19 protein-coding genes are annotated in these 19,584 nt (G+C 72.4%); 9 read left to right on the forward strand and 10 right to left on the reverse strand.

Annotation, left to right across the window (positions count from 1 at the left end; translation table 11 throughout):
- Window positions 1–5 precede the first annotated feature (5 nt).
- Entirely contained in the window at window positions 6–1,121 is a 1,116-nt protein-coding gene (locus HDA32_RS04955) for a D-alanine--D-alanine ligase family protein (protein WP_179642062.1), read from the forward strand.
- Window positions 1,122–1,131: 10 nt separating this feature from the next.
- Here HDA32_RS04955 and HDA32_RS31315 read toward each other — a convergent pair whose 3' ends face one another.
- The 7 genes from HDA32_RS31315 to HDA32_RS04990 all read right to left on the reverse strand — a co-directional run bounded on the left by HDA32_RS31315 (window position 1,132) and on the right by HDA32_RS04990 (window position 10,274).
- A complete protein-coding gene (locus HDA32_RS31315; RefSeq protein ID WP_179642063.1) occupies window positions 1,132–1,659 on the reverse strand; it encodes a MarR family winged helix-turn-helix transcriptional regulator in 528 nt (175 codons plus the stop codon).
- Window positions 1,660–1,707: 48 nt separating this feature from the next.
- The gene (locus HDA32_RS04965) at window positions 1,708–2,550 is read right to left on the reverse strand and encodes an EI24 domain-containing protein (protein WP_179642064.1); all 843 of its coding nucleotides are present in this window, start codon (window positions 2,548–2,550) and stop codon (window positions 1,708–1,710) included.
- Window positions 2,551–2,982: 432 nt separating this feature from the next.
- The gene (gene cydC, locus HDA32_RS04970; RefSeq protein ID WP_246334683.1) at window positions 2,983–4,713 is read right to left on the reverse strand and encodes a thiol reductant ABC exporter subunit CydC; all 1,731 of its coding nucleotides are present in this window, start codon (window positions 4,711–4,713) and stop codon (window positions 2,983–2,985) included.
- A 23-nt stretch (window positions 4,714–4,736) separates the two neighbouring features.
- Entirely contained in the window at window positions 4,737–6,554 is a 1,818-nt protein-coding gene (gene cydD / locus HDA32_RS04975; protein ID WP_179642066.1) for a thiol reductant ABC exporter subunit CydD, read from the reverse strand.
- 20 nt (window positions 6,555–6,574) lie between these two features.
- Window positions 6,575–7,624, reverse strand: coding sequence for a cytochrome d ubiquinol oxidase subunit II (gene cydB / locus HDA32_RS04980; RefSeq protein WP_179642067.1), 1,050 nt, complete (start codon window positions 7,622–7,624; stop codon window positions 6,575–6,577).
- 11 nt (window positions 7,625–7,635) lie between these two features.
- A complete protein-coding gene (locus HDA32_RS04985) occupies window positions 7,636–9,087 on the reverse strand; it encodes a cytochrome ubiquinol oxidase subunit I (RefSeq protein ID WP_179642068.1) in 1,452 nt (483 codons plus the stop codon).
- A 515-nt stretch (window positions 9,088–9,602) separates the two neighbouring features.
- Window positions 9,603–10,274 (reverse strand): DUF305 domain-containing protein, encoded by a 672-nt coding sequence (locus tag HDA32_RS04990; RefSeq protein ID WP_376767014.1) that lies wholly within the window; start codon window positions 10,272–10,274, stop codon window positions 9,603–9,605.
- A gap of 102 nt (window positions 10,275–10,376) precedes the next feature.
- Between HDA32_RS04990 and HDA32_RS04995 the strand changes: the two genes are divergently transcribed.
- Window positions 10,377–11,042 carry a thioredoxin-like domain-containing protein gene (locus HDA32_RS04995; RefSeq protein WP_179642070.1) on the forward strand — a complete coding sequence of 222 codons (666 nt, stop codon included), beginning with the start codon at window positions 10,377–10,379 and terminating at the stop codon, window positions 11,040–11,042.
- Window positions 11,043–11,066: 24 nt separating this feature from the next.
- On the opposite strand, the gene HDA32_RS05000 is transcribed toward HDA32_RS04995, so the two are convergent.
- Together HDA32_RS05000 and HDA32_RS05005 are read right to left on the reverse strand one after the other, a co-directional pair.
- Entirely contained in the window at window positions 11,067–11,525 is a 459-nt protein-coding gene (locus HDA32_RS05000) for a DUF3515 domain-containing protein (RefSeq protein ID WP_179642071.1), read from the reverse strand.
- A gap of 24 nt (window positions 11,526–11,549) precedes the next feature.
- Window positions 11,550–11,783: an Lrp/AsnC family transcriptional regulator gene (locus tag HDA32_RS05005; protein ID WP_179642072.1), complete on the reverse strand. Its 234-nt coding sequence runs from the start codon at window positions 11,781–11,783 to the stop codon at window positions 11,550–11,552.
- Between the two features lie 140 nt (window positions 11,784–11,923).
- On the opposite strand from HDA32_RS05005, the gene HDA32_RS05010 reads away from it, so the two are divergent.
- Entirely contained in the window at window positions 11,924–12,883 is a 960-nt protein-coding gene (locus tag HDA32_RS05010; protein ID WP_179642073.1) for a thiamine-phosphate kinase, read from the forward strand.
- A 288-nt stretch (window positions 12,884–13,171) separates the two neighbouring features.
- On the forward strand, window positions 13,172–13,906 hold the full coding sequence (locus tag HDA32_RS05015) for a cellulose binding domain-containing protein (RefSeq protein ID WP_179642074.1): 735 nt from the start codon (window positions 13,172–13,174) through the stop codon (window positions 13,904–13,906).
- A 263-nt stretch (window positions 13,907–14,169) separates the two neighbouring features.
- On the opposite strand, the gene rpmB is transcribed toward HDA32_RS05015, so the two are convergent.
- Window positions 14,170–14,355, reverse strand: a complete 186-nt coding sequence (gene rpmB / locus HDA32_RS05020) for a 50S ribosomal protein L28 (protein ID WP_179642075.1) — start codon at window positions 14,353–14,355, stop codon at window positions 14,170–14,172.
- A 330-nt stretch (window positions 14,356–14,685) separates the two neighbouring features.
- Here rpmB and recG point away from each other — a divergent pair, with 330 nt between their 5' ends.
- The 5 genes from recG to rpmF all read left to right on the forward strand — a co-directional run bounded on the left by recG (window position 14,686) and on the right by rpmF (window position 19,552).
- Window positions 14,686–16,893, forward strand: a complete 2,208-nt coding sequence (gene recG, locus HDA32_RS05025; RefSeq protein WP_179642076.1) for an ATP-dependent DNA helicase RecG — start codon at window positions 14,686–14,688, stop codon at window positions 16,891–16,893.
- A gap of 338 nt (window positions 16,894–17,231) precedes the next feature.
- On the forward strand, window positions 17,232–17,813 hold the full coding sequence (gene rsmD, locus HDA32_RS05030) for a 16S rRNA (guanine(966)-N(2))-methyltransferase RsmD (RefSeq protein WP_179642077.1): 582 nt from the start codon (window positions 17,232–17,234) through the stop codon (window positions 17,811–17,813).
- A gap of 68 nt (window positions 17,814–17,881) precedes the next feature.
- A complete protein-coding gene (gene coaD / locus HDA32_RS05035; RefSeq protein WP_179642078.1) occupies window positions 17,882–18,364 on the forward strand; it encodes a pantetheine-phosphate adenylyltransferase in 483 nt (160 codons plus the stop codon).
- A gap of 173 nt (window positions 18,365–18,537) precedes the next feature.
- The gene (locus HDA32_RS05040; RefSeq protein ID WP_312863402.1) at window positions 18,538–19,128 is read left to right on the forward strand and encodes a YceD family protein; all 591 of its coding nucleotides are present in this window, start codon (window positions 18,538–18,540) and stop codon (window positions 19,126–19,128) included.
- Between the two features lie 247 nt (window positions 19,129–19,375).
- Window positions 19,376–19,552 carry a 50S ribosomal protein L32 gene (rpmF, locus tag HDA32_RS05045; RefSeq protein ID WP_179642080.1) on the forward strand — a complete coding sequence of 59 codons (177 nt, stop codon included), beginning with the start codon at window positions 19,376–19,378 and terminating at the stop codon, window positions 19,550–19,552.
- Window positions 19,553–19,584: the final 32 nt, after the last annotated feature.

Raw genomic sequence — 19,584 nt, forward strand, 5'->3', positions numbered from 1 at the left:
GCACCATGGCCGAGCAGCAGAAGACACGGGTCGCCGTCGTATTCGGCGGGCGCAGCTCCGAGCACGAGATCTCCTGCGTCACCGCGGGCAGCGTGCTGTCGGTGATCGACACCGACCGCTACGAGATCGTGCCCATCGGCATCACCCGCGCTGGCAACTGGATGCTGACCTCGGCGGAGCCGGAGCGCCTCGCCATCACCGACGGCCGGCTGCCGGCGGTGGAGGAGGCCGGTTCGGCGCTCGCGCTGCCCTTCGACACCGACTCCACCTTCCTGGAGGTCCACCCGGGCGCGGCGCCGCAGGCGCTCGGCCGGGTCGACGTCGTCCTGCCGCTGCTGCACGGCCCGTTCGGTGAGGACGGCACCATTCAGGGCCTGTTCGAGATGATGGGCGCCCGCTACGCCGGCGCGGGGGTCTTCGCCAGCGCCGCGTCGATGGACAAGGTCTTCATGAAGGCGCTGCTCGCCGGCCAGGGACTGAAGACCGGCCGCTACGTCGCGGTCGGTGACCGTGCCTGGCAGCGGGAGCGCAAGCGGATCCTCGACGACGTCGCCGAACTCGGCGGCGCCGTCTTCGTCAAGCCCGCTCGCGCCGGGTCCAGCATCGGCATCACCAAGGTGCGCGACGCGGCCGACACCGACGCCGTGACCGCCGCGATCGAGGCGGCGCGCGAGCACGACCCGAAGGTCATCGTCGAGGCCGGCATCAGCGGCCGCGAGGTCGAATGCGGCGTGCTGGAGTCGCTGGACGGCGGGGCCCCCGACGTCTCGCTTCCGGCGGAGATCCACGTCGCCGAGGGGTTCGACTTCTACGACTTCGAGGCCAAGTACCTGTCCAGCAGCAGCCTCACCATCCCGGCCGACCTGCCCACCGACGTCACCGAGCGGATCCGGCTGCTGGCCGCCGAGACCTTCGAGGCCATGGGATGCGAGGGCCTGGCCAGGGTCGACTTCTTCTACGGCGACGACGGCGAGGTCTACGTCAACGAGATCAACACCCTGCCCGGCTTCACCCCGGCCTCGGCGTTCCCGCAGATGTGGGCCGCGACCGGCCTGGACTACGCCGCCCTGGTGGACCGCCTGATCCAGACCGCGCTGCGGCGCGGCACGGGGCTGCGCTGAGCCGGGGCGCTCATCTGGTCCGCCGGTTCTGCTCGGCGAGCCGCTCCAGCACCTCGTTGACGCCGTCGAGCCAGCGCGTGATCAGCCGCAGCTCGTCGTCGGAGTACCCCTCGTGCAGGTCGATCATCGCCTCTCGCAGTCCGAGGAAGGAGCGGGAGATGTCGGAGTCCTCCCGAGGGCGCACCGCGACCATGACCTTGCGGCGGTCCTCGGGGTGGCGCTCCCTGCGCACGTAGCCGTCGCGCTCCAGGCGGTCGATGACCGCGGTGATCGCGCCCGAGGTCAGACCGGTGAGCCGGGCCAGCCGGCCGGGGGTCATGGGGCCGCTGATCTGGAGCAGCGACCAACACTGCATGTCGGTCGGGTTCATTCCGAACCTGCCCGCCATGGCGTGCACCAGCCGGATGAGCCCCACGCTCGTCCGGCGGCCACCGGTCTCGATGGCTCCGAACAGCTCCGGGCGCTCACTCGTGCCGGAGCCGGCCGCCGATGCCGCGGCCTGCGCGTCGCGGTCCCGCTCGCCCGTCGGCTCGGCCATTGCGCCACCGACCTCCGTCACCGTTTCCCCGGGTACAAAGCTATGTGATCATCCCGTCGGCCGACCGGGAGGCGCCTGCGGCGGGTGCGGCGTGGACCGTCCCGGTCCGGGCGGAGGGAAGCCGGGAGAAGGCGGGGGAGCGGGAGGGAGCAGCTGCCGGGCCAGGATCGTGCCGCCCGCCGTCGCGGCGGGGAAGACCACGATGGCCACGAACGGGATCGACAGCAGCAGGAACGCCGGCACCGAGAACCCGAGCGCCCGCAGCCGGTACCGCTGCATGGCGCGCCGCCGGTCGCCCAGCCGGCGCAGGCCGCGGCGGTCGAACGCGGCGCCGATCAGTTCGACGCAGAGCATCCAGCCGCCGAACAGCGCCGAGACCACCGGCACCACCGTCTGCCCCACCACGGGGACGAATCCGGCGGCGAACAGCGGGATCGCCACCGCGATCGAGATGACGATGAGGACCACCGACTGCCGCAGGGACCGGGCGACCGACCCCATGATCGGCTCGTCGACCTCCGCGGGCGCGTCGCCGAGTTCGTGCTCGACCTCCTCGGCGATCTTGTCGTAGAGGGGGAAACCCAGGGCCAGCGTGATCGTGCTGAACCCGATGACCATGACGAGGACCGTCCCGGCGACCAGCGCGATCCCGAGCGCGATCCGCACGGTGGTGCGCCAGACCTCGTCCCAGCCGTCGGCGAACGGCGTCATCCAGGCGACCAGGTCGTCGACGCTCATGATCAGTGCCACGAGCGCGACCAGGAACAGTATCGAGGTGAACAGGGGCGGGATCGCACCGAGGACGAACAGTCTGGGCCTGCGCAGGATCATGCCGAATCCGCGCAGCAGCACGCCGATGCCGGTGAAGATCTCTCGAAGGGGATTGGTCACGACGTGACCCTATCCGGTGCGCGAACCGGTCCTATAACGGTCGGGGATTTCGCGCTCCCTCCTCCGGCCGCAGGGAGGTTCGCAGCCCCGGCCACTGGGGTTCTGAACCTCGGCCATAGGGGTTCGCGGTGAACGGGCGGCCCGTCGTGTGGCCGGAGGCCCGTTTCCTCGGGTGCCCGGCTCCGCGCGAAGTACACCGGTCACTGTGCGGTTCAGGCCGGAACCATGGTGTCGCTCCGTACCCGAGGCGGCGGGTCTGCTTCGCGCACGGGTGCGCGGTCCACCTCAATGGGCCTTCGGCCACGCAAGAGAACCGCACCCGTACGAGCCTCCTCCTGGGGCTGAGGTGACAGACCCCTTCGGGTGAGGGAGACCTCCCCCTCCTGGACGGGCCTTCAAAACCCCCTGAGGTGAGCTTCCAGGATCTTCCGGCTACCGTGCGCCGGACGCGGACGGGGCCGCGGGGCCGTTGCGGGTGTGGGCCTCGCGGTACCAGCCGTCCCGCGCCAGCAGCTCCTCGTGCCCGCCGTGCTGGAGGACCCTGCCGTCGGCGACCACGTAGATCTCGTCCATCCGGTCCATGCCGGTGAGGTCGTGGGTGATGAACAGCGTCGAGTACCCCTCGGCCGCCGCGAGCAGGTCGGCGACGACCGCGTCGCGGGTGTCGGGGTCCAGGTGGGCCGTCGGCTCGTCGAGCACGAGGACGCGCGGCGCCGCCAGCAGCGCCCGGGCCAGCGCCAGGCGCTGGCGCATGCCGCCGCTCAACCGGGCGCCGTGCGAGCCGACCTCGGTGTCCAGCCCGTGCGGCATCGCCTCGACGTCCTCGGCCAGCCGGGCCCGCCGCAGCGCCTCCCACAGTTCCGTCCCGTCGGCCTCCGGCCGGGCCAGGCGCAGGTTCTCCCGCAGCGTGCTGGCGAAGACGTGCGGGTCCTGCGGCACACCGGTGACGATCCGCCGCACCTCATCGGCCGGGCGGTCGGTGATGTCGGCGCCGCCCAGTTCGACCGTCCCCGAGTCGGGGTCGCGGAACCGCAGCAGCACCGCCGCGAGCGTGCTCTTGCCCGCTCCGCTGGGGCCGAGCACCGCCACCTTGCGCCCCGGCGGCACATCGATGTCCACGCCGTCCAGGGCCCACGGCTCGTCGGGGCCGTAGCGCACCCGCAGACCGCGCACGCGCAGCGCGGTCTCGTCCCTGAGCGGCTCGCCGGGCGTCTCCGGCTCCTTCGCCAGCGCGCTCGGCTGGTCCAGCACGTCGAACAGCCGCTCCCCGCTCGCCCGCACCGCGCCCAGGCGTGCGGCGACCGCGGGCAGCGGGGCGACGATCTCGAACGCTGCGAGCGCGGTCAGCACCAGCACCGCGAACGGGACCGCGCCCAGCGTCGCGTCCTCGACGGCGGCGACCCCCAGCAGCAGCGTCCCCCACACGGTCAGGCCGGTGATCAGCGTGGTCGCTCCGGCGCCGAAGCCGAGCAGCGCGGCGTCGCGGCGCGCGACCCGGGTGAGCTCCCCGTCAGCCCTCTCGACCCGCCGAACGGCCTGATCCATGGCGCCGTAGGCGATCAGGTCGGGTGCGCCGTGAAGGGCGTCGACCAGCGAGGTGGACAGCTCCCCGCGGGCGGCGGCCTGGCGCCGGCCCGGCCCCTTGCCCAGAGCGGCCGCGCACAGCGGCACGGCCAGGCCGGCCAGCAGCAGCCCGGCGGCCAGCAGCAGCCCGCCGGGAACCAGCAGGGCCGTGCACACAGCGACCGTCGCGGCACCGGTGACGACGGCGACCAGCGGCGGGGTGAGCCCCCGGATGAGCAGGTCCTGCGTCGCGTCGGTGTCGCTGACCAGGCGCGACACCAGGTCGCCCGAACGGAAGCGGCGGATCGGCTCGGTGCGGGCGAGCCGTTCGTAGACCCGGACCCGTACGTCGGCGAGCGTGCGGAACGCGGCGTCGTGGGTGACCAGCCGCTCCAGGTAGCGAGCCACGCCCCTGGTGACGCCGAGCGCCCGCGTGGCGACCACGGCGACGCTCAGCGCGGTGATGGGCGGGTGCTGCGCGGCCGTGGCGATCAGCCAGGCGGCCACGCCCAGCAGGGCGACGCCCGAGCCGGTCGCCACCGCGCCCAGCAGCACTCCGAGCGCGAACCTCGTCCCGCGCGGCCGGGCCAGTGCGATCATCCGCCACAGCGGTTCGCGCGCGCTCACGACGGGGCTCCTTCGCTGATCTCGCCGATGCGGCCGCCCCGGACGCGCACGGTGTCGTCCACGGTGTCGGACCATCCGGTGTCGTGCGCGACGATGACGCCCGTCCGGTCCTGAAGCAGCCTGGTGACGGCGGTGCGCACGGCGGCGGCGTTGTCCGGATCGAGGTGGGCGGTCGGCTCGTCCAGCAGCACGATCGGTGCGTCGCGCAGGAACGCCCTGGCCAGGGCGATGCGCTGGCGCTGCCCGGCCGACAGCCGGGTGCTGCGCTCGCCCAGCCGGGTGCCGTAGCCCTCGGGCAGCGCGCAGATGAAGTCGTGGGCCTCGGCGAGCTCGGCGGCGCGCCGGACCTCGGCGACGCTCGCCTCCGGCGCACCCAGCCGGATGTTGCCGATGACCGTGTCGTCGAAGAGGTAGGGGTGCTGCGGCACCCAGGCGATCATCCGGCGCCAGGCGTCGGCGGGCACCTGCTCCAGCCGGACCCGGCCCGGATCGCCGGGGCCGCCGCCGGCTCCGCCCGTCCGCGGGCTCGGCCGCTCGACCCAGATCGTCCCCGACGTCGGTTCGGCGAACCGCAGCAGCAGCGACAGCAGCGAGCTTTTGCCCGAGCCGCTCGGTCCGGTCAGCAGGATGGTGCGCCCGGGTTCGACGGTCAGGTCCACATCGCGCAGCGCGGGCGTCTCCCGCCCGGGGTAGGTGAGGCCGACCTTGTCCAGGCGCACCCGCGGTGCGGGCCGGCCGTCGCCGCACGGCAGCAGCGGCACGGCCGCGCCGCCCGGCTCCGCAGCGGGCTCCCGCCGCGCGGACGGACCCCGGTCCAGTGTGTCGAAGGTCTGCTCCGCCGCCGCCACCCCCTCCATGCTCGCGTGGAACCGCGCGCCGACCTCGCGCAGCGGCAGGTAGGCCTCGGGGGCGAGGATCAGCACCAGCAGCGCGGTCTCGAAGTCCAGCCGCCCGTACATCAGCCGCAGCCCGATCTCCACCGCGACCAGCGCGACCGCGAGCGTGGACAGCAGTTCCAGCACGAACGCCGAGAGGAACGCCACCCGCAGCGTCGACATGGTGGCGCGCCGGTGCTCGTCGGTGATGCGCCGGATGATCGCCGCCTGCGCCTTGGCCCTGCGGAAGATCGCGAGCGTGGGCAGTCCTTCGACGACGTCGAGGAAGTGCCCGCCCAGGCGGTTCAGCAGCAGCCACCGCCGCTGCGTGCGTGCCTGGGTGTGCCAGCCGACCAGGGCCATGAAGACCGGGATCAGCGGCAGCGTCACCGCGATGACGAGGGCCGAGATCCAGTCGGCCCCGGCGACGACGACGAGGACGGCCACGGGGACGAGCACCGCCAGCACCAGTTGCGGGAGATACCGGGCGAAGTAGTCGTCCAGCGCATCAAGGCCGCGAGTGGCGAGCGTGACCAGCTCACCGGCGCGGGGAGTGTCCGCCTCCTGCTTGTCGCCGAACTCGGGGGCGCCGGGGGCGCCCTGCCCGGACAGCCAGACCGCTCCCTGCTCCCCGCCCGTCACGTGCGCGACCAGCCTGCGGCGAAGCTGGGACTTCGCGTGCGCCGCCGACCGCAGGGCGGCCGTCTCGGCGCCGTAGGACAGCGCCGCCCGGGCGACCGCGACCCCGGCCACGGCCGCGATCGCCCAGGAGAGCTCATCGAGCCCCGCGCCCGTACCGGCCCCGGCGATGGTGTGGGCCAGCAGCCACGCCTGGGCGAGCACCAGGCAGGTCACGGCCGCGCCGCAGACCGCGGTCACCGCCAGGTGCACCCGTACCGCCCGCGTGGTGCGCACCAGTCTCGGGTCGAGGGGCTTCACGGATTCACGTCCTCTACTGCTTACTGCTCGGCTTCGGCCGCGCCGGATCGGGCCGCGGGGACGCCGAGCGCGGCCGCCGGCTCGATGTGGGCCCGGGTGACCCGCTTGCGGAACACCCAGTAGCTCCACGCCTGGTAGCCGATCACCACGGGCAGAAACACCGCCGCGACCCACGACACCACCGTAAGCGTGTACTCGGCCGAGGCGGCGTTGTGGACCGTCAGGCTGAAGGCCGGATCGGTCGTGGAGGGCAGGACGTCGGGGAACAGCGCCCCGAACATTACCACCGTGGTCGCGCAGACCGTCACCGCCGTCGCGGTGAACGACCAGCCCTCGCGTCCCCGCACGGCCAGGACCACGCCGAGGACCAGCGCCGCTGCGGCGACGGCGACCAGCGGCAGCGTCCACGCGTTGCCATGGGCGAGTTGGGTCCAGCCCAGGAACGTCGACGCGGCCGGCGCCGCGACGAGGGCGATCGCCGGAACGGCCCGGCGGGCGCGCGCCCGCACCTCGCCGTCGGTCTTGAGGCCGAGGAACACCGCGCCGTGCAGGGTGAACAGCGACAGCGTGGTGAGCCCGCCGAGCAGGGCATAGGGGTTGAGCAGGTCGGCCAGGCCCGCGGTGACGACCTGGTCGGGGCCCATGGCCACGCCGCGCACGACGTTGGCGAACACGACGCCCCACAGCAGCGCCGGCAGCGTGCTGCCCCAGAAGATCGCCAGGTCCCAGGCGGCCCGCCACCGGTCGGTGTCGACCTTGGCCCGGTACTCGAAGGCCACGCCGCGCGCGATCAGGGCGAGCAGGATCACCAGCAGCGGCAGGTAGAAGCCGCTCAGCAGCGACGCGTACCAGGCGGGGAAGGCGGCGAACATCGCGCCGACGGCGGTGATCAGCCACACCTCGTTGCCGTCCCAGACCGGCCCGATCGAATTGATCATGACCCTGCGGTCGGTGTCGTCCCTGCTCAGGACCGGAAGTAACGTGCCGACCCCGAAGTCGAACCCCTCCAGGACGAAGTAGCCGATCCAGAGGACCGCGATGGCGATGAACCAGACGGTGACGAGATCCATGATCGCCGCTCCTAGTAGACGAACGCGGGGACGGGGGCGTCGCTGTCATCGGGCGCGTCCTCGTCCTTCGGCGGGACCAGGTGCGACGGCCCGGCCTTGACGTAGCGCCACAGCAGCCCGGCTTCGACGACCGCCAGCACGCCGTAGACGGCGGTGAAGACCGTGAGGGAGAGGGCCACCTCGGCCAGGCTCACGCCCGGTGAGACGCTGTCGGCGGTCATCAGCACGCCGTGCACGGTCCAGGGCTGGCGGCCCATCTCGGTGAGGAGCCAGCCGAAGATGTTGGCGGCCAGCGCCGCCGGCAGCGCCAGGATCGCGGCGCGGTAGAACCACCGGCTCTCGGGCAGCCGCTTCCCGCGCGTCAGCCACAGACCCAGGGCCGACACGGCGACACCGGCCATGCCCAGCCCCATCATCAGCCGGAACGACCAGTACAGGATGAAGATGTTGGGCGTGTAGTCACCGGGGCCGTAGTAGGCCTCGTACTGCTCCTGGAGGTCGTTGACGCCCTCGACGGTGCCGCCGAACTCCCCGGTCGCCAGGAAGCTCAGCACGTAGGGGATGTCGAGGTCGACGACGTTGGTGCGGGCGTCGGTGTCGCCCACCGCGAACATCGAGAAGTGCGCGGCGTCCTCGGTGTTCCACAGCGCCTCGGCCCCGGCGAGCTTCATCGGCTCGTGCTCGGCTGCGAGCTTGGCCTGGTGGTCGCCCGAGAAGACGACCAGCACGCCGGCGATCAGGGTGACGATCATGCCGACCCGCATCGTCTTGCGGAACAGCTCCCGCTCGTCGGCGTGCGGAACCTCGCCCGGTGTGCCGCCGTCGCCGTGGAAGCGGGACCGCAGCAGCTTGAAGGCGCTCACCGCCACCACGAACAGCCCTGCGACGATGAACGACGCGCTGACCACGTGCAGGTAGGTCGACCATGCCTGCGGGTTGCTCAGGACGGCGCCGATGTCGCTGAGTTGGGCCCGGCCGGTCTCGGGGTTCACCTCGTAGCCGACGGGGTGCCGCATCCAGGCGTTGGCGGCCAGGATGAAGTACGCCGAGAGGTTGCTGCCGATGGCCGCGGCCCAGATGCAGGCCAGGTGGATCCCCCTGGGCAGCTTGTCCCAGCCGAAGATCCACAGCCCGATGAACGTCGCCTCCAGGAAGAACGCCAGCAGGGCCTCCAGGGCCAGCGGCGCGCCGAACACGTCGCCGACGAAGCGCGAGTACTCGCTCCAGTTCATGCCGAACTGGAACTCCTGCACGATGCCGGTGACGACGCCCATCGCGAAGTTGATCAGGAAGAGCTTGCCGAAGAACTTCGTGGCCTGGAGGTACTCGTGCCTGCCGGTCCGGTGCCAGGCCGTCTGCAGGCAGGCCACGATGACCGACAGGCCGATCGTCAACGGCACGAATAGGAAGTGGTACACGGTGGTGATCCCGAACTGCCACCGTGCGAGGTCCAGTGCGTCCATGCCCGCCTCTCCAGCGCCAACGCTTCGACCACAAGTAGTACTACACATCGTAGTTCTACGCCATGTAGTAAGTCGATGGAATCGGTGCCCAGGTGAAGGAGGGGTGGGTCACGCCCGGACCGGAGGGCGGCGGGGCGCGCCTACTTCCGCGCCGATCCTGCCCTTGAGTCTCAACCTCGGCCACTGGGGGTCTTCGACATCACCCCCGGGAGGGATCCGCGGTGACTGGGCGATCCTCTCGCGTGGAAGGCCCCCAAAAGGGATCGCCCCGGCGCCGCGCCACCCACGCCGCCTGCTCGGGCGCCGGGACGCAACCGGGGTTTCGGCGCGCGGTGGAAGTGGGGATCACCGGGTCCGCCGTCCTCGGCCTCAGGGGGGTTGTGAAGCCTCAGCCCAAGGAGGGGCCCGCCCGCACGCCCATTCCGTCCCGGGGCCGAGGTTGAAACCCACGTCGACCTTGTGAGGCTTAGAAACACTGCGATGACCCCGGCAAGGCCAAGATCGCCGAGGAGAACTCAGTAGGAGCCTTCGGGGTCGGCCCCGCGCTCCTCCAGCATGTCCGCCATCAGGTCGATCTCGCTCTGCTGGGCGGTGACCATCCCCTTCGCGAAGTTCACCACGATGGGCTCATCGGCCAGGCCGACGGCGGCCTCCGCCATGTCGACGCCGCCGAGGTGGTGCTCGGTCATCAGCCTCAGGAACAGGATCTCGGCCTCCTCGCCCTCGGCCTCGCGCAGCTCCTGCATCTGCTCCTCGGTCGCCAGCCCCGGCATCCGCTCGGGGGGCTCGCCGCCGGAGCCGTGTCCGTGCCCGGCCATCCAGGCCATCGGGGGTCGGGTGCCCCTGGCGCTCAGGCCCCACAGCGCCAGCCACCCCTGCATCCGGCCGATCTGGGCCTGCTGGGTGCGGGTGATGTCGTAGGCGACCGTATCCAGCGTCGGCTCCTCGGTCTCCTCCATGATGATCAGCGACATGTCCACCGCCTGGGCGTGGTGGGCGCTCATGTCGCGCAGGAACCCGGCGTCGGCCGAGCTCTCCAGAGGGTGGCCGGGCCGGCCGACGAGGTATCCGCACACGAGGGCCGCGACGACCAGCAGCGCGGCGACCGGTATGGAGATCCTCCTGCGCCTCGGGGCCTCCCGGGCCGGTGCGGTGCCGCCTTCGCCTTCGTAACTCACGGGAACCATCCTGGTCATTGGGGAGTTCCTAGGTGGATGTGTTCTGAGGGTCTATGCTCCCCCAGAGCATAGGCACAGGTTGTCCGTCGATCCGTCATGGTGGGAGACAAGGTGGGGAAGAGTTCGGCGGAGCGCCGCCGGCAGAAGGCCGCGGAGATGCGCGCCCAGCGGCTGCGCGAGGAACGCAGGCGCAAGATCATCAAGACGACCGGCGTCACCGCGGCGGTCGTCCTGGTCGTCGGCGGCGTCGCCTTCGCGGGATACATGGAGTACCAGCGCCGCACGATCGACGGGCTGCAGGAGTTCGAGGGCCTCACCAACAACCACGTCACGGAACCCGTGGACTACGAGCAGAGCCCGCCCGCCGGCGGCGACCACCACGCCGCCTGGCAGAACTGCGGCGTCTACACCGAGCCCCTGGAGCCCTTGCACGCGGTGCACTCCCTGGAGCACGGCGCAGTGTGGGTCACCTACGACCCCGAACTCCCCTCCGACCAGGTCGAGCAGCTGGAGGCGCTCTACACCCCGGGCAGCTACGTCCTCGTCAGCCCCTACGAGGGGGACATGCCGGAACCGGTCGTGGCCTCGGCTTGGAGCAAGCAGGTCGCCGTGGACGGTCCGACCGACGAGCGCCTGGAGAAGTTCCTCCGGCTCTACGAGCGCGGCTCCGAGGTCCCCGAGCCGGGAGCGGCGTGCTCCGGAGCGGTGGGCATGACCGCCGCGGAGATCGAGGAGGCCGGCGGCATCCAGGCCGAGGGCATGCAGCAGGGCCGGTGACCGATCCCTCCCGCCGGGCGGCCGCTACAGCTCGCCGGCCGGCAGGGCGGGGACGTTCTCGGTGATCAGATCGCTGATCTCGATCAGGGCGTCGGCCGGGGGAGAGTAGGAGGGCGGGATGGTCATCTCGACGTAGGCCTGGTGTCCCACCGCCGTGTACAGGGTCGGCCGGTCGGTCGGCTGCGGCAGCCACGCGACGTCGTTGACGACCGTCAACTGGGAGTCCGGCCTGAGGCCCTCCGGGCGCTGCACGCCGCAGCGCAGCGCGATCGCGGGCGAGCCCCACGCCGCCGCGAACTCCGGATCGGGCCGTACCGTGACCCGCTCCTGGCCGTACAGGGAGTCGGGCAGCCCCGCCATCAGGGCGCGGCACGATTCGGCCGCCTGATCCCCCGGGGCGGGGGCCGGCATCTCGACGTCGCTGCTGCAACCGGCCAGCAGCATCAGCCCGACCAGCGCTCCACCCGTCGCCGCACGTCGCATCAGCTCTTCGTTTCCGTTTCCGGCTCAGATGTTCACGATCGGGCACGTCAGCGTGCGCGCGATGCCGTCCAGCCGCTGGATCCGCGCGACCACCAGGCGTCCGAGGGCGTCGACGTCCTCGGCCTGCGCACGCACGATCACATCGTAGGGGCCCGTCACGTCCTCCGCCTGGGTCACTCCGTCGATCTCGGCGATCTCCCTGACCACGTCGGCCGCCCGGCCGACCTCCGTCTGGATCAAGATGTAGGCCTGCACCATGAAACACCCCTCCTGCGTTCTGATGAGCACGCGCATGGCCGGGTCGCGCGCGCCGGGAACCGGGATCGGCCGGTTCCAGCCGGCCGGTGAGGCGCGGGTCTAGACCACTGCACTGAGAGCGTCACCGTACCCTGAGGGCTGTGGTGAGCACCATCGGGGACCTCGGTGAATTCGGGCTGATCGCCCGCGTCACCGCAAGATTCCCCCAAACGGACGACGTAATCCTCGGCCCCGGCGACGACGCGGCCGTCGTGCGCGCCGACGATCGGCGGGTGGTGGCGACCACCGACCTGCTGGTGGAGGGGCGGCACTTCCGGCGCGACTGGTCCGGCGCGCGTGACGTCGGGCACAAGGCCGCTGCGCAGAACCTCTCCGACATCGCGGCCATGGGTGCGCGCCCCACGGCGCTGCTCCTGGGATTCGCCGCCCCGGGGGACCTGCCCGCGGAATGGGCGGACGGGTTCGCCGAAGGGCTCAGCGCCGAATGCGCGGCCGCGGGCGCGGCCGTGGTGGGCGGCGACGTGGTCCGCGCCGACGCGGTGACCATCGCGATCACCGCTCTCGGCGACCTCGGCGGGCGCGCCCCGGTGCGGCGCGACGGGGCGCGCCCCGGTGACGCCGTGGCCGTCATCGGGGACCTCGGCCTCTCCGCGGCCGGGTTCGCGCTGCTGCGGGCCGGGGCCGTGGAACCGGGGCCGTGCCTGGACGCCCACCTGCGGCCGGCCCCGCCCTATGCCGAGGGACCGCGGGCCGCGGAGTTCGGCGCGACCGCCATGCTCGACGTCAGCGACGGGCTGGTGCAGGATCTCGGCCACATCGCCGAGGCCAGCGGCGTCGCCGTCGAACTGGACGGCGCGGCGCTGCGGCCGGATCCGGCCCTGGAGCGCGCGGTGGAACGGCTCGCCGGCCTCGGCGTCGCGACCCGCGGCCCGCTCGACCTCATGCTGGCGGGAGGAGAGGACCACGCGCTGGCGGCCACGTTCCCCGCCGTCGGCGGTGTTCCGGAGGGGTGGACCCGGATCGGCTCGGTGACGGCCGGATCCGGTCTCGCACTCGACGGCGAGCCGCTGAGCGCGGCCGGGTGGGACCATTTCGCCTGAATCCCGCCGGCCCCGAATTCCTCGTGACCGCCCGATCACACGGCGTGGTGATGTCGGTTTTGCGCGTCAAATCACGCTAAGCTCTGCCCCGCGTCATTGAAGGACGAATCGGGTCGCGGCCCCGTGGTGCGAGGCGGACCGAAAGTCCGGGTCCACGTCGCGGCCCCCGGCCGAGCCGGATCGCGAGGAGCGGTCGGCGGGAGCGCCGGGGGTCCTCCGGCTCGGCGCCACGGCCGGGAGGGCCGCCGACACGGACGGCTCACGAAGCGCGAGCGGAGGAGCGGGCTTATGAGGCGGCACGGCGGCGCCGAGAGCGGCCAGCGCGGTGCGCACCGCGCGGAACCGGCGGACGCCGGGGCCTTCGCCACCGTCGGCCACGTGCTGGGCAGCACCGTCCCCAAGCGGGTGCGGCCCCCGCGGCTGCTGCGCGTCCTGCTCATCTCGGGGCTGACCGTCGGGCTGATCCTGTTCGGCTACAGCACGACCCAGATCTACCTGCGTTTCTCCGAGTCCCCCGCCCACCGGGAGCCCGCACCCGAGTCCGGCTACAGTGCCCCGCTCGCGCCGACGGCCCAGGACGCATCCCCCTCGGCCGCACCGAGCGCGTCGGCCTCGGCGGGGGAGGAGTCCGGCGCCGAGCGTGCCCGTACCGGCAGCGATGACGGGGACGAGGAGGCGGGGCCCGAGCCTGACGGGGCGGCCTCCGGCGGAGCCGTCGACCCGCGGATCTCCTACAGCGCCACGGAGTGGTCCGCCACCGACTTCGGCGGCCAGGTCGTGATCACCAACAACGGCAGCACGCCCCTCGACGGCTGGGAACTGAGGCTGGACTTCGCCGACGCGGATGTGACCTCGGCCTGGGACGTCGAATGGGAGGCCACCGACAACGGCATCGTGGCGCGTCCGGCCCACTGGGAGGGCGCCATCGCTCCGGGGGAGTCCAAGACGGTCAACTTCACCGCCGAGGGGACGTCACCGGAGCCGAACGCCTGCTCGCTCAACGGCAGCCCCTGCGGGCTGTGACCCTTTGCGGCCCCTGATCCCGGCGGAGCCCGCCCGCATCCCGGAGGGGCCCGCCCACCGCCCCGGGCGGACACGACGAGCGCCGCGGCGGCAGAGCCGTCGCGGCGCTCAATGAGGAAGTCAGCGAGGGTTCAGGCCCCGGACCGAGGGCGAGGCGTGCGGCCGAAACGCGGCCTTGCGCGTGCCGTCGGCGCTACGCGCACTGCGGCGGCCAACCCCATCGGCCTCCGCTCCTGAACCTCTTCAGCGGACCCGCGCGCGGGTCAGCGGTCGACCTTGCCGGCCTTGAGGCAGGAGGTGCACACGTTCAGGCGCTTGGGCGTGCCGCCCACGCGCGTGCGCACGGTCTGGATGTTGGGGTTCCAGCGGCGGCGGGTGCGGCGGTGCGAGTGGGAAACACTGTTACCGAACCCTGGTCCCTTGCCGCAGACGTCGCAGACGGAAGCCACGGTAACTCCATTCAAGCGCTCGGGACGGCGTGCTGCCGCACGCGCGGACGACCCGAGAGAGGTCTGATGAACAGGCAGGCCGGCGCGGAGCGCCAACCGTGGAAGCGTACACGACAACCGGCGCCCCCAACGAAACGAGAGGAGTCCGGCAACCCGTGCCCGCCGTGGTGCGGGACCGTCAGGAGGTTCCGGTGAGCCGGGAGATCCGGCACCGGGCCACCGATGGCGGACGGTACCCGACACGATGCTCCGCCAAGTATAGCCCGGCCCGGATCCGTAAGATGCCACAGTGGCCTGCGCAAAGGATCATCGCCGTGTTGGGGGAGTCCAGTGACGAGTTTGCACGAGCCGCTGAACAGGACGCTCGGCGACAAGACGGCCAAGGTGCTGGCCGAGGCGCTGGACCTGCACACGGTCGGCGACCTGATGCGGCACTACCCCCGCCGCTACGCCACCAGAGGCGAGCTGACCGATCTCGCCGGTCTCGTCGAAGGCGAGCAGGTCACCGTCATGGCCGAGGTCTCGCGAGTGAGCAAGCGCACGATGCGCAACCGCAGGGGCAGCATGCTGGAGGTCGTGGTCACCGACGGCCGGGGCAGGCTCACCCTGACCTTCTTCCACCAGCCGGCCTGGCACGAGCGCCGGCTGGTGCCGGGCCGGCGCGGGCTCTTCGCCGGCAAGGTCTCCGCCTACCGCGGGCAGCGCCAGCTCGCCCACCCCGACTACCAGATGTTCCCCGCGGAGGAGGGGGCCGACCAGGAGCGGGCGCGGGCGTTCGCCGAGGAGCTGATCCCGGTCTACCCCGCGTCGGAGAAGATCGCCTCCTGGAAGATCGCCCAGTGCGTCGGCATCGTCCTGGACCAGCTCGGGGACGTCCCCGACGCCCTGCCGCCGCGGTTGCGCTCCGACCACCGGCTCGTCGGCCTGCGGGAGGCCTACGAACTCGTGCACCGGCCCGTCGACGGCACCGACATCGGCAAGGCCAGGAAGCGGCTGAAGTGGGACGAGGCCTTCGTCCTCCAGGTCGCGCTGGCCCGGCGCCGCCTCGAGGCCGCGACCCTGCCCGCCCGGGCCCGCCCGCGCGCGGCCGGCGCGCTGCTGGACGCCTTCGACGCCGCCCTGCCCTTCGCCCTCACCGAGGGCCAGCGCGACGTCGGCGAGGTGATCGCGGCGGACCTCGCCTCGACCCACCCCATGCACCGGCTGCTCCAGGGCGACGTGGGCGCCGGCAAGACGCTCGTCGCCCTGCGCGCGATGCTCCAGGTCGTCGACGCGGGAGGGCAGGCGGTGCTGCTCGCGCCGACCGAGGTCCTGGCCCAGCAGCACCACCGCTCCATCAGCGCGATGCTCGGCCCGCTCGCCCGCGGCGGCCAGCTCGACGGCGCCGAGCACGCCACCCGGACGGCGCTGCTCACCGGCTCCCAGGGGGCCGCGGCCCGCCGCGAGGCGCTGCTCGACGCCGCATCGGGCGCGGCAGGGATCGTGGTCGGCACGCACGCCCTGCTCCAGGAGCACGTGGCCTTCGCCGACCTCGGCCTGGTGGTCGTGGACGAGCAGCACCGGTTCGGCGTCGAGCAGCGCGACGCCCTCCGGGAGAAGGCGGTCGAGGGCCGTCCGCACGTCCTCGTCATGACCGCCACCCCGATCCCGCGCACCGTCGCCATGACCGTCTACGGCGACCTCGACGTCGTGGCGCTGACCCAGGTGCCGGCCGGCCGCGCGCCGGTGTCCACCCACGTGGTCCCGGCCCAGGACAAGCCGCACTTCCTGGCCCGGGCCTGGGACCGCATCCGCGAGGAGGTCGCTCAGGGGCGGCAGGCCTACGTCGTCTGCCCGCGTATCGGCGGCAGCGGGGAGGACAACGGGGAGGAGCAGGGGAGCGCCGCGCCCGGTCCGGACGAGGAGGGCGCGGACGCCGCCCGCCGCCCTCCGCTGGCGGTCCTGGACGTGGCGGCCGAACTGGCCGAGGGGCCGCTGTCGGGGCTGCGGGTGCGGGCGCTGCACGGCCGGCTGGTCCCGGACGAGAAGGACTCCGTCATGCGCGCCTTCGCCGCGGGGGAGGTCGACGTCCTGGTGGCGACCACGGTCATCGAGGTCGGCGTCGACGTGCCCAACGCCTCGGTGATGGCGATCATGGACGCCGACCGCTTCGGCGTCTCCCAGTTGCACCAGTTGCGCGGCCGCATCGGCCGCGGCGGGCTCCCCGGCCTGTGCCTGCTGGTCACCGACGCGGTCGAAGGGGCGCCGTCGCGCGAGCGGCTCGCGGCGGTGGCCGCCACGACCGACGGATTCCAGCTGTCACGGGTGGACCTGGAGCAGCGCCGCGAGGGCGACGTGCTCGGCGACGCCCAGTCCGGCCGCCGCTCCTCCCTGCGGATGCTCACCCTGCTGCGCGACGAGGAGCTCATCCGCGAGGCCCGCGAGGAGGCCGTCGCCTTCGTCGAGGCCGACCCCGGACTCGCCTCGCACCCCCCGCTGGCCGAGGCGCTGGAGGACCTGCTCACCGAGGACCGGGCGGAGTACCTGGAGAAGACGTGACGGCGTGCCGCTCCTCTCGGTTTGGAGAAACCTCGACCACTGGGGGTCTTCAACCTCGGCCCCGGGAGGGGTTCGTGCGGGTGAGGTTCTCTCGTGTGGCCGGAGGCCCGTTGAGGTGAACGCCGCACCCGTGCGCGAAGCGGAGCCGCCGCCTCGGGCTGGGGCCGATACCGCGGTTTCGGTCTGGAGTACACGCCCACGGTGTGCTTCGCGCGGAGCCGGGTGCTCCCGCGAAAAACGGGCCTGCGGCCACACGGCGGGCCACCCGTTCACCGCGAACCCCTGTGGCTGAGGTTGCAAACCTCCCTGCGGTCCCGGTTTCCCTTAACGTGGTGCGCATGACCCGCATCATCGCCGGTGCCGCCGGCGGGCGCAGGCTCGCCGTTCCCGACGGGCGGACCACCCGCCCGACCAGCGACCGCGCGCGCGAGGCGCTGTTCGCCTCCGTGCTGTCCGACCTCGGCCCGCTGACCGGCCTGCGCGCACTCGACCTCTACGCCGGCTCCGGCGCGGTCGGCCTGGAGGCGCTGTCGCGCGGGGCCGCGCACGTGCTGCTGGTCGAGGCCGACCGGCGCGCGGCGGGCGTCATCCGGCGCAACATCGACGGCATCGGCCTGCCCGGGGCGGTGCTGGCCGCCGACCGGGTGGAGCGGGTGCTCGCCAGGGGGCCGGGCGCCGACCCCTACGACCTCGTCGTCGCCGATCCGCCCTATGCCATGAGCGGCGCCGAGGTCGCCGGCGTGCTGGAGGCGCTGCGCGACCGGGGCTGGCTGGCGGGGGACGCGCTGGTCGTCATCGAGCGGGCGAGTAGAACCGCCGACCTGAAATGGCCGGAAGGGTACGAACCGGCCAGGGTCCGTCGATACGGAGAAACGGCGCTTTGGTACGGTCACGCCGCGAGTCTCCACGATCGGACCTGACCGTTTCGGCAGAATCCTCCTCAGGTGGCTCGTCGTCCGCTGGAAGTCACCAGAGAGGAGCGGTCCCCGTGCGCCGTGTCGTCTGCCCAGGGTCCTTCGACCCCGTCACCAATGGCCACATCGACATCATCGGCCGCGCCGCCAGGCAGAACGACGAGGTGATCGCCGCCATCCTCAACAACGTGAACAAGCACGGCCTGTTCAGCGTCGAGGAGAAGCTGGAGATGCTGGCCGAGTCCACCCGGGAGTTCGGCAACGTCCGGGTGGCCCAGTTCGGCGGCCTGCTGGTGGACTTCTGCCGGGAGAACGGGGTCTCCGCGATCGTCCGCAGCCTGCGCTCGGTCAGCGACTTCGACTACGAGCTGCAGATCGCCCAGATGAACTACCAGCTCTCTGGCGTGGAGACGTTGTTCATGACGGCCAACCCGCAGTACTCCTTCCTCAGCTCCAGCCTGGTCAAGGAGGTCGCCCAGCACGGCGGGGACGTCAGCAGCCTGGTGACCCCCTTCGTCGAGGAGCGGCTGCGCGCCAAGTACGCGGCCCGCGGCTGATCCGGGCGGCCCCGACCCGGCCGGAGCCGACCGCTGATTTGGGGCCGACCTGCTCCTGTCGCTAAACTCGGACTTCGATTGTGCCCATGGCCCGGTCGAGCGGCCGCCGTCGCCGAGCGGCCGAGCATCCGTCAGCACCCCGCGCACGCGGGGCGAGTTCCACTGAAAGCGCGATTACCCTGTCTCGTCTAGATCCCCGCGCCCCCTTCGTGGTCGACACCCGACCACTGGGCCGCCAGCCAGGTTCGATGCGAACGCACAGCCGCGTCGTGCCCGCTCCCGACGCGCTCGCCGTCGGGATGACCGGCGTGCCCGAGGGCTCCGACATCGAGTTGGACCTCCGGCTCGAAGCGGTCATGGAGGGCGTGCTCGTCACGGGCACGGCGCGTGCGCGGCTGGAGGGGGAGTGCGCGCGCTGCCTCGACCCGCTGGCCGACGCGGTCGAGGTGGAGTTCCAGGAGCTCTTCCGGTACCCCTCGGACGACGACGCAGCGGGCCGCGGCGGCGGCGCCGAGGTGGACGCGGAGGCCGAGGAGGAGGACTACTATCTTGAGGGCGACCTGCTCGACCTCGAACCGGTGGTCCGCGACGCGGTCGTGCTCGCGCTGCCGCTCTCACCGCTGTGCCGGGAGGACTGCCCCGGCCTGTGCGTCGAGTGCGGCGTGAAACTGGCGGACGCCGGTCCCGAACACGGTCACGGCGACCGCATCGACCCCCGGTGGGAGTCGCTGCGGAAGCTGGGCGAGGAGTCAGGCGACCAGTGAGCCCGTCGGCCGCGGCCGGACGGGATCACGTGGTGACCGACTCCAGAGCACGGGGTTGCACCGGCGGGCTCGGTCGGCGCAACCCGCAAGGCCCGCGCTCTTCGGACCGGGCCGCATCCCCGGTGTGAGCGGGGATGGCCCGCCCGAGGGCGGGCGGTCCCCAGGAGCACGGTGTTCCCGCGAACGCGGGGACTGACCCGAGAAAAGTTGGCTCCCGCGCCCGCGGGGGTGACCCAGGAGGATTGAAGTGGCCGTCCCGAAGCGGAAGATGTCGCGGAGCAACACCCGCACCCGCCGTTCCCAGTGGAAGGCGTCGCGCCCGGCGCTGGTCAACTGCCCGCGCTGCCGTGACCCCAAGCTCCCGCACGTCGCCTGCCCCACGTGCGGCACCTACAACAACCGCCAGGTCGTCAACCCGGCGTAACGCGGACGAAGGCGGGCTCAGGCGATGGGCCC

Origin of the sequence: Spinactinospora alkalitolerans, assembly GCF_013408795.1 — a bacterium.
GTDB lineage: Bacteria > Actinomycetota > Actinomycetes > Streptosporangiales > Streptosporangiaceae > Spinactinospora > Spinactinospora alkalitolerans.

Excerpts from the sequence above, each read along its gene's own strand:
- HDA32_RS04955 (WP_179642062.1), top strand. The coding sequence starts at position 6 with ATGGCCGAGCAGCAGAAGACACGGGTCGCCGTCGTATTCGGCGGGCGC.
- HDA32_RS31315 (WP_179642063.1), bottom strand. The coding sequence starts at position 1,659 with ATGGCCGAGCCGACGGGCGAGCGGGACCGCGACGCGCAGGCCGCGGCA.
- cydC (WP_246334683.1), bottom strand. The coding sequence starts at position 4,713 with ATGATCGCACTGGCCCGGCCGCGCGGGACGAGGTTCGCGCTCGGAGTG.
- cydB (WP_179642067.1), bottom strand. The coding sequence starts at position 7,624 with ATGGATCTCGTCACCGTCTGGTTCATCGCCATCGCGGTCCTCTGGATC.
- HDA32_RS04985 (WP_179642068.1), bottom strand. The coding sequence starts at position 9,087 with ATGGACGCACTGGACCTCGCACGGTGGCAGTTCGGGATCACCACCGTG.
- HDA32_RS04990 (WP_376767014.1), bottom strand. The coding sequence starts at position 10,274 with ATGGTTCCCGTGAGTTACGAAGGCGAAGGCGGCACCGCACCGGCCCGG.
- HDA32_RS05000 (WP_179642071.1), bottom strand. The coding sequence starts at position 11,525 with ATGCGACGTGCGGCGACGGGTGGAGCGCTGGTCGGGCTGATGCTGCTG.
- HDA32_RS05005 (WP_179642072.1), bottom strand. The coding sequence starts at position 11,783 with ATGGTGCAGGCCTACATCTTGATCCAGACGGAGGTCGGCCGGGCGGCC.
- HDA32_RS05015 (WP_179642074.1), top strand. The coding sequence starts at position 13,172 with ATGAGGCGGCACGGCGGCGCCGAGAGCGGCCAGCGCGGTGCGCACCGC.
- rsmD (WP_179642077.1), top strand. The coding sequence starts at position 17,232 with ATGACCCGCATCATCGCCGGTGCCGCCGGCGGGCGCAGGCTCGCCGTT.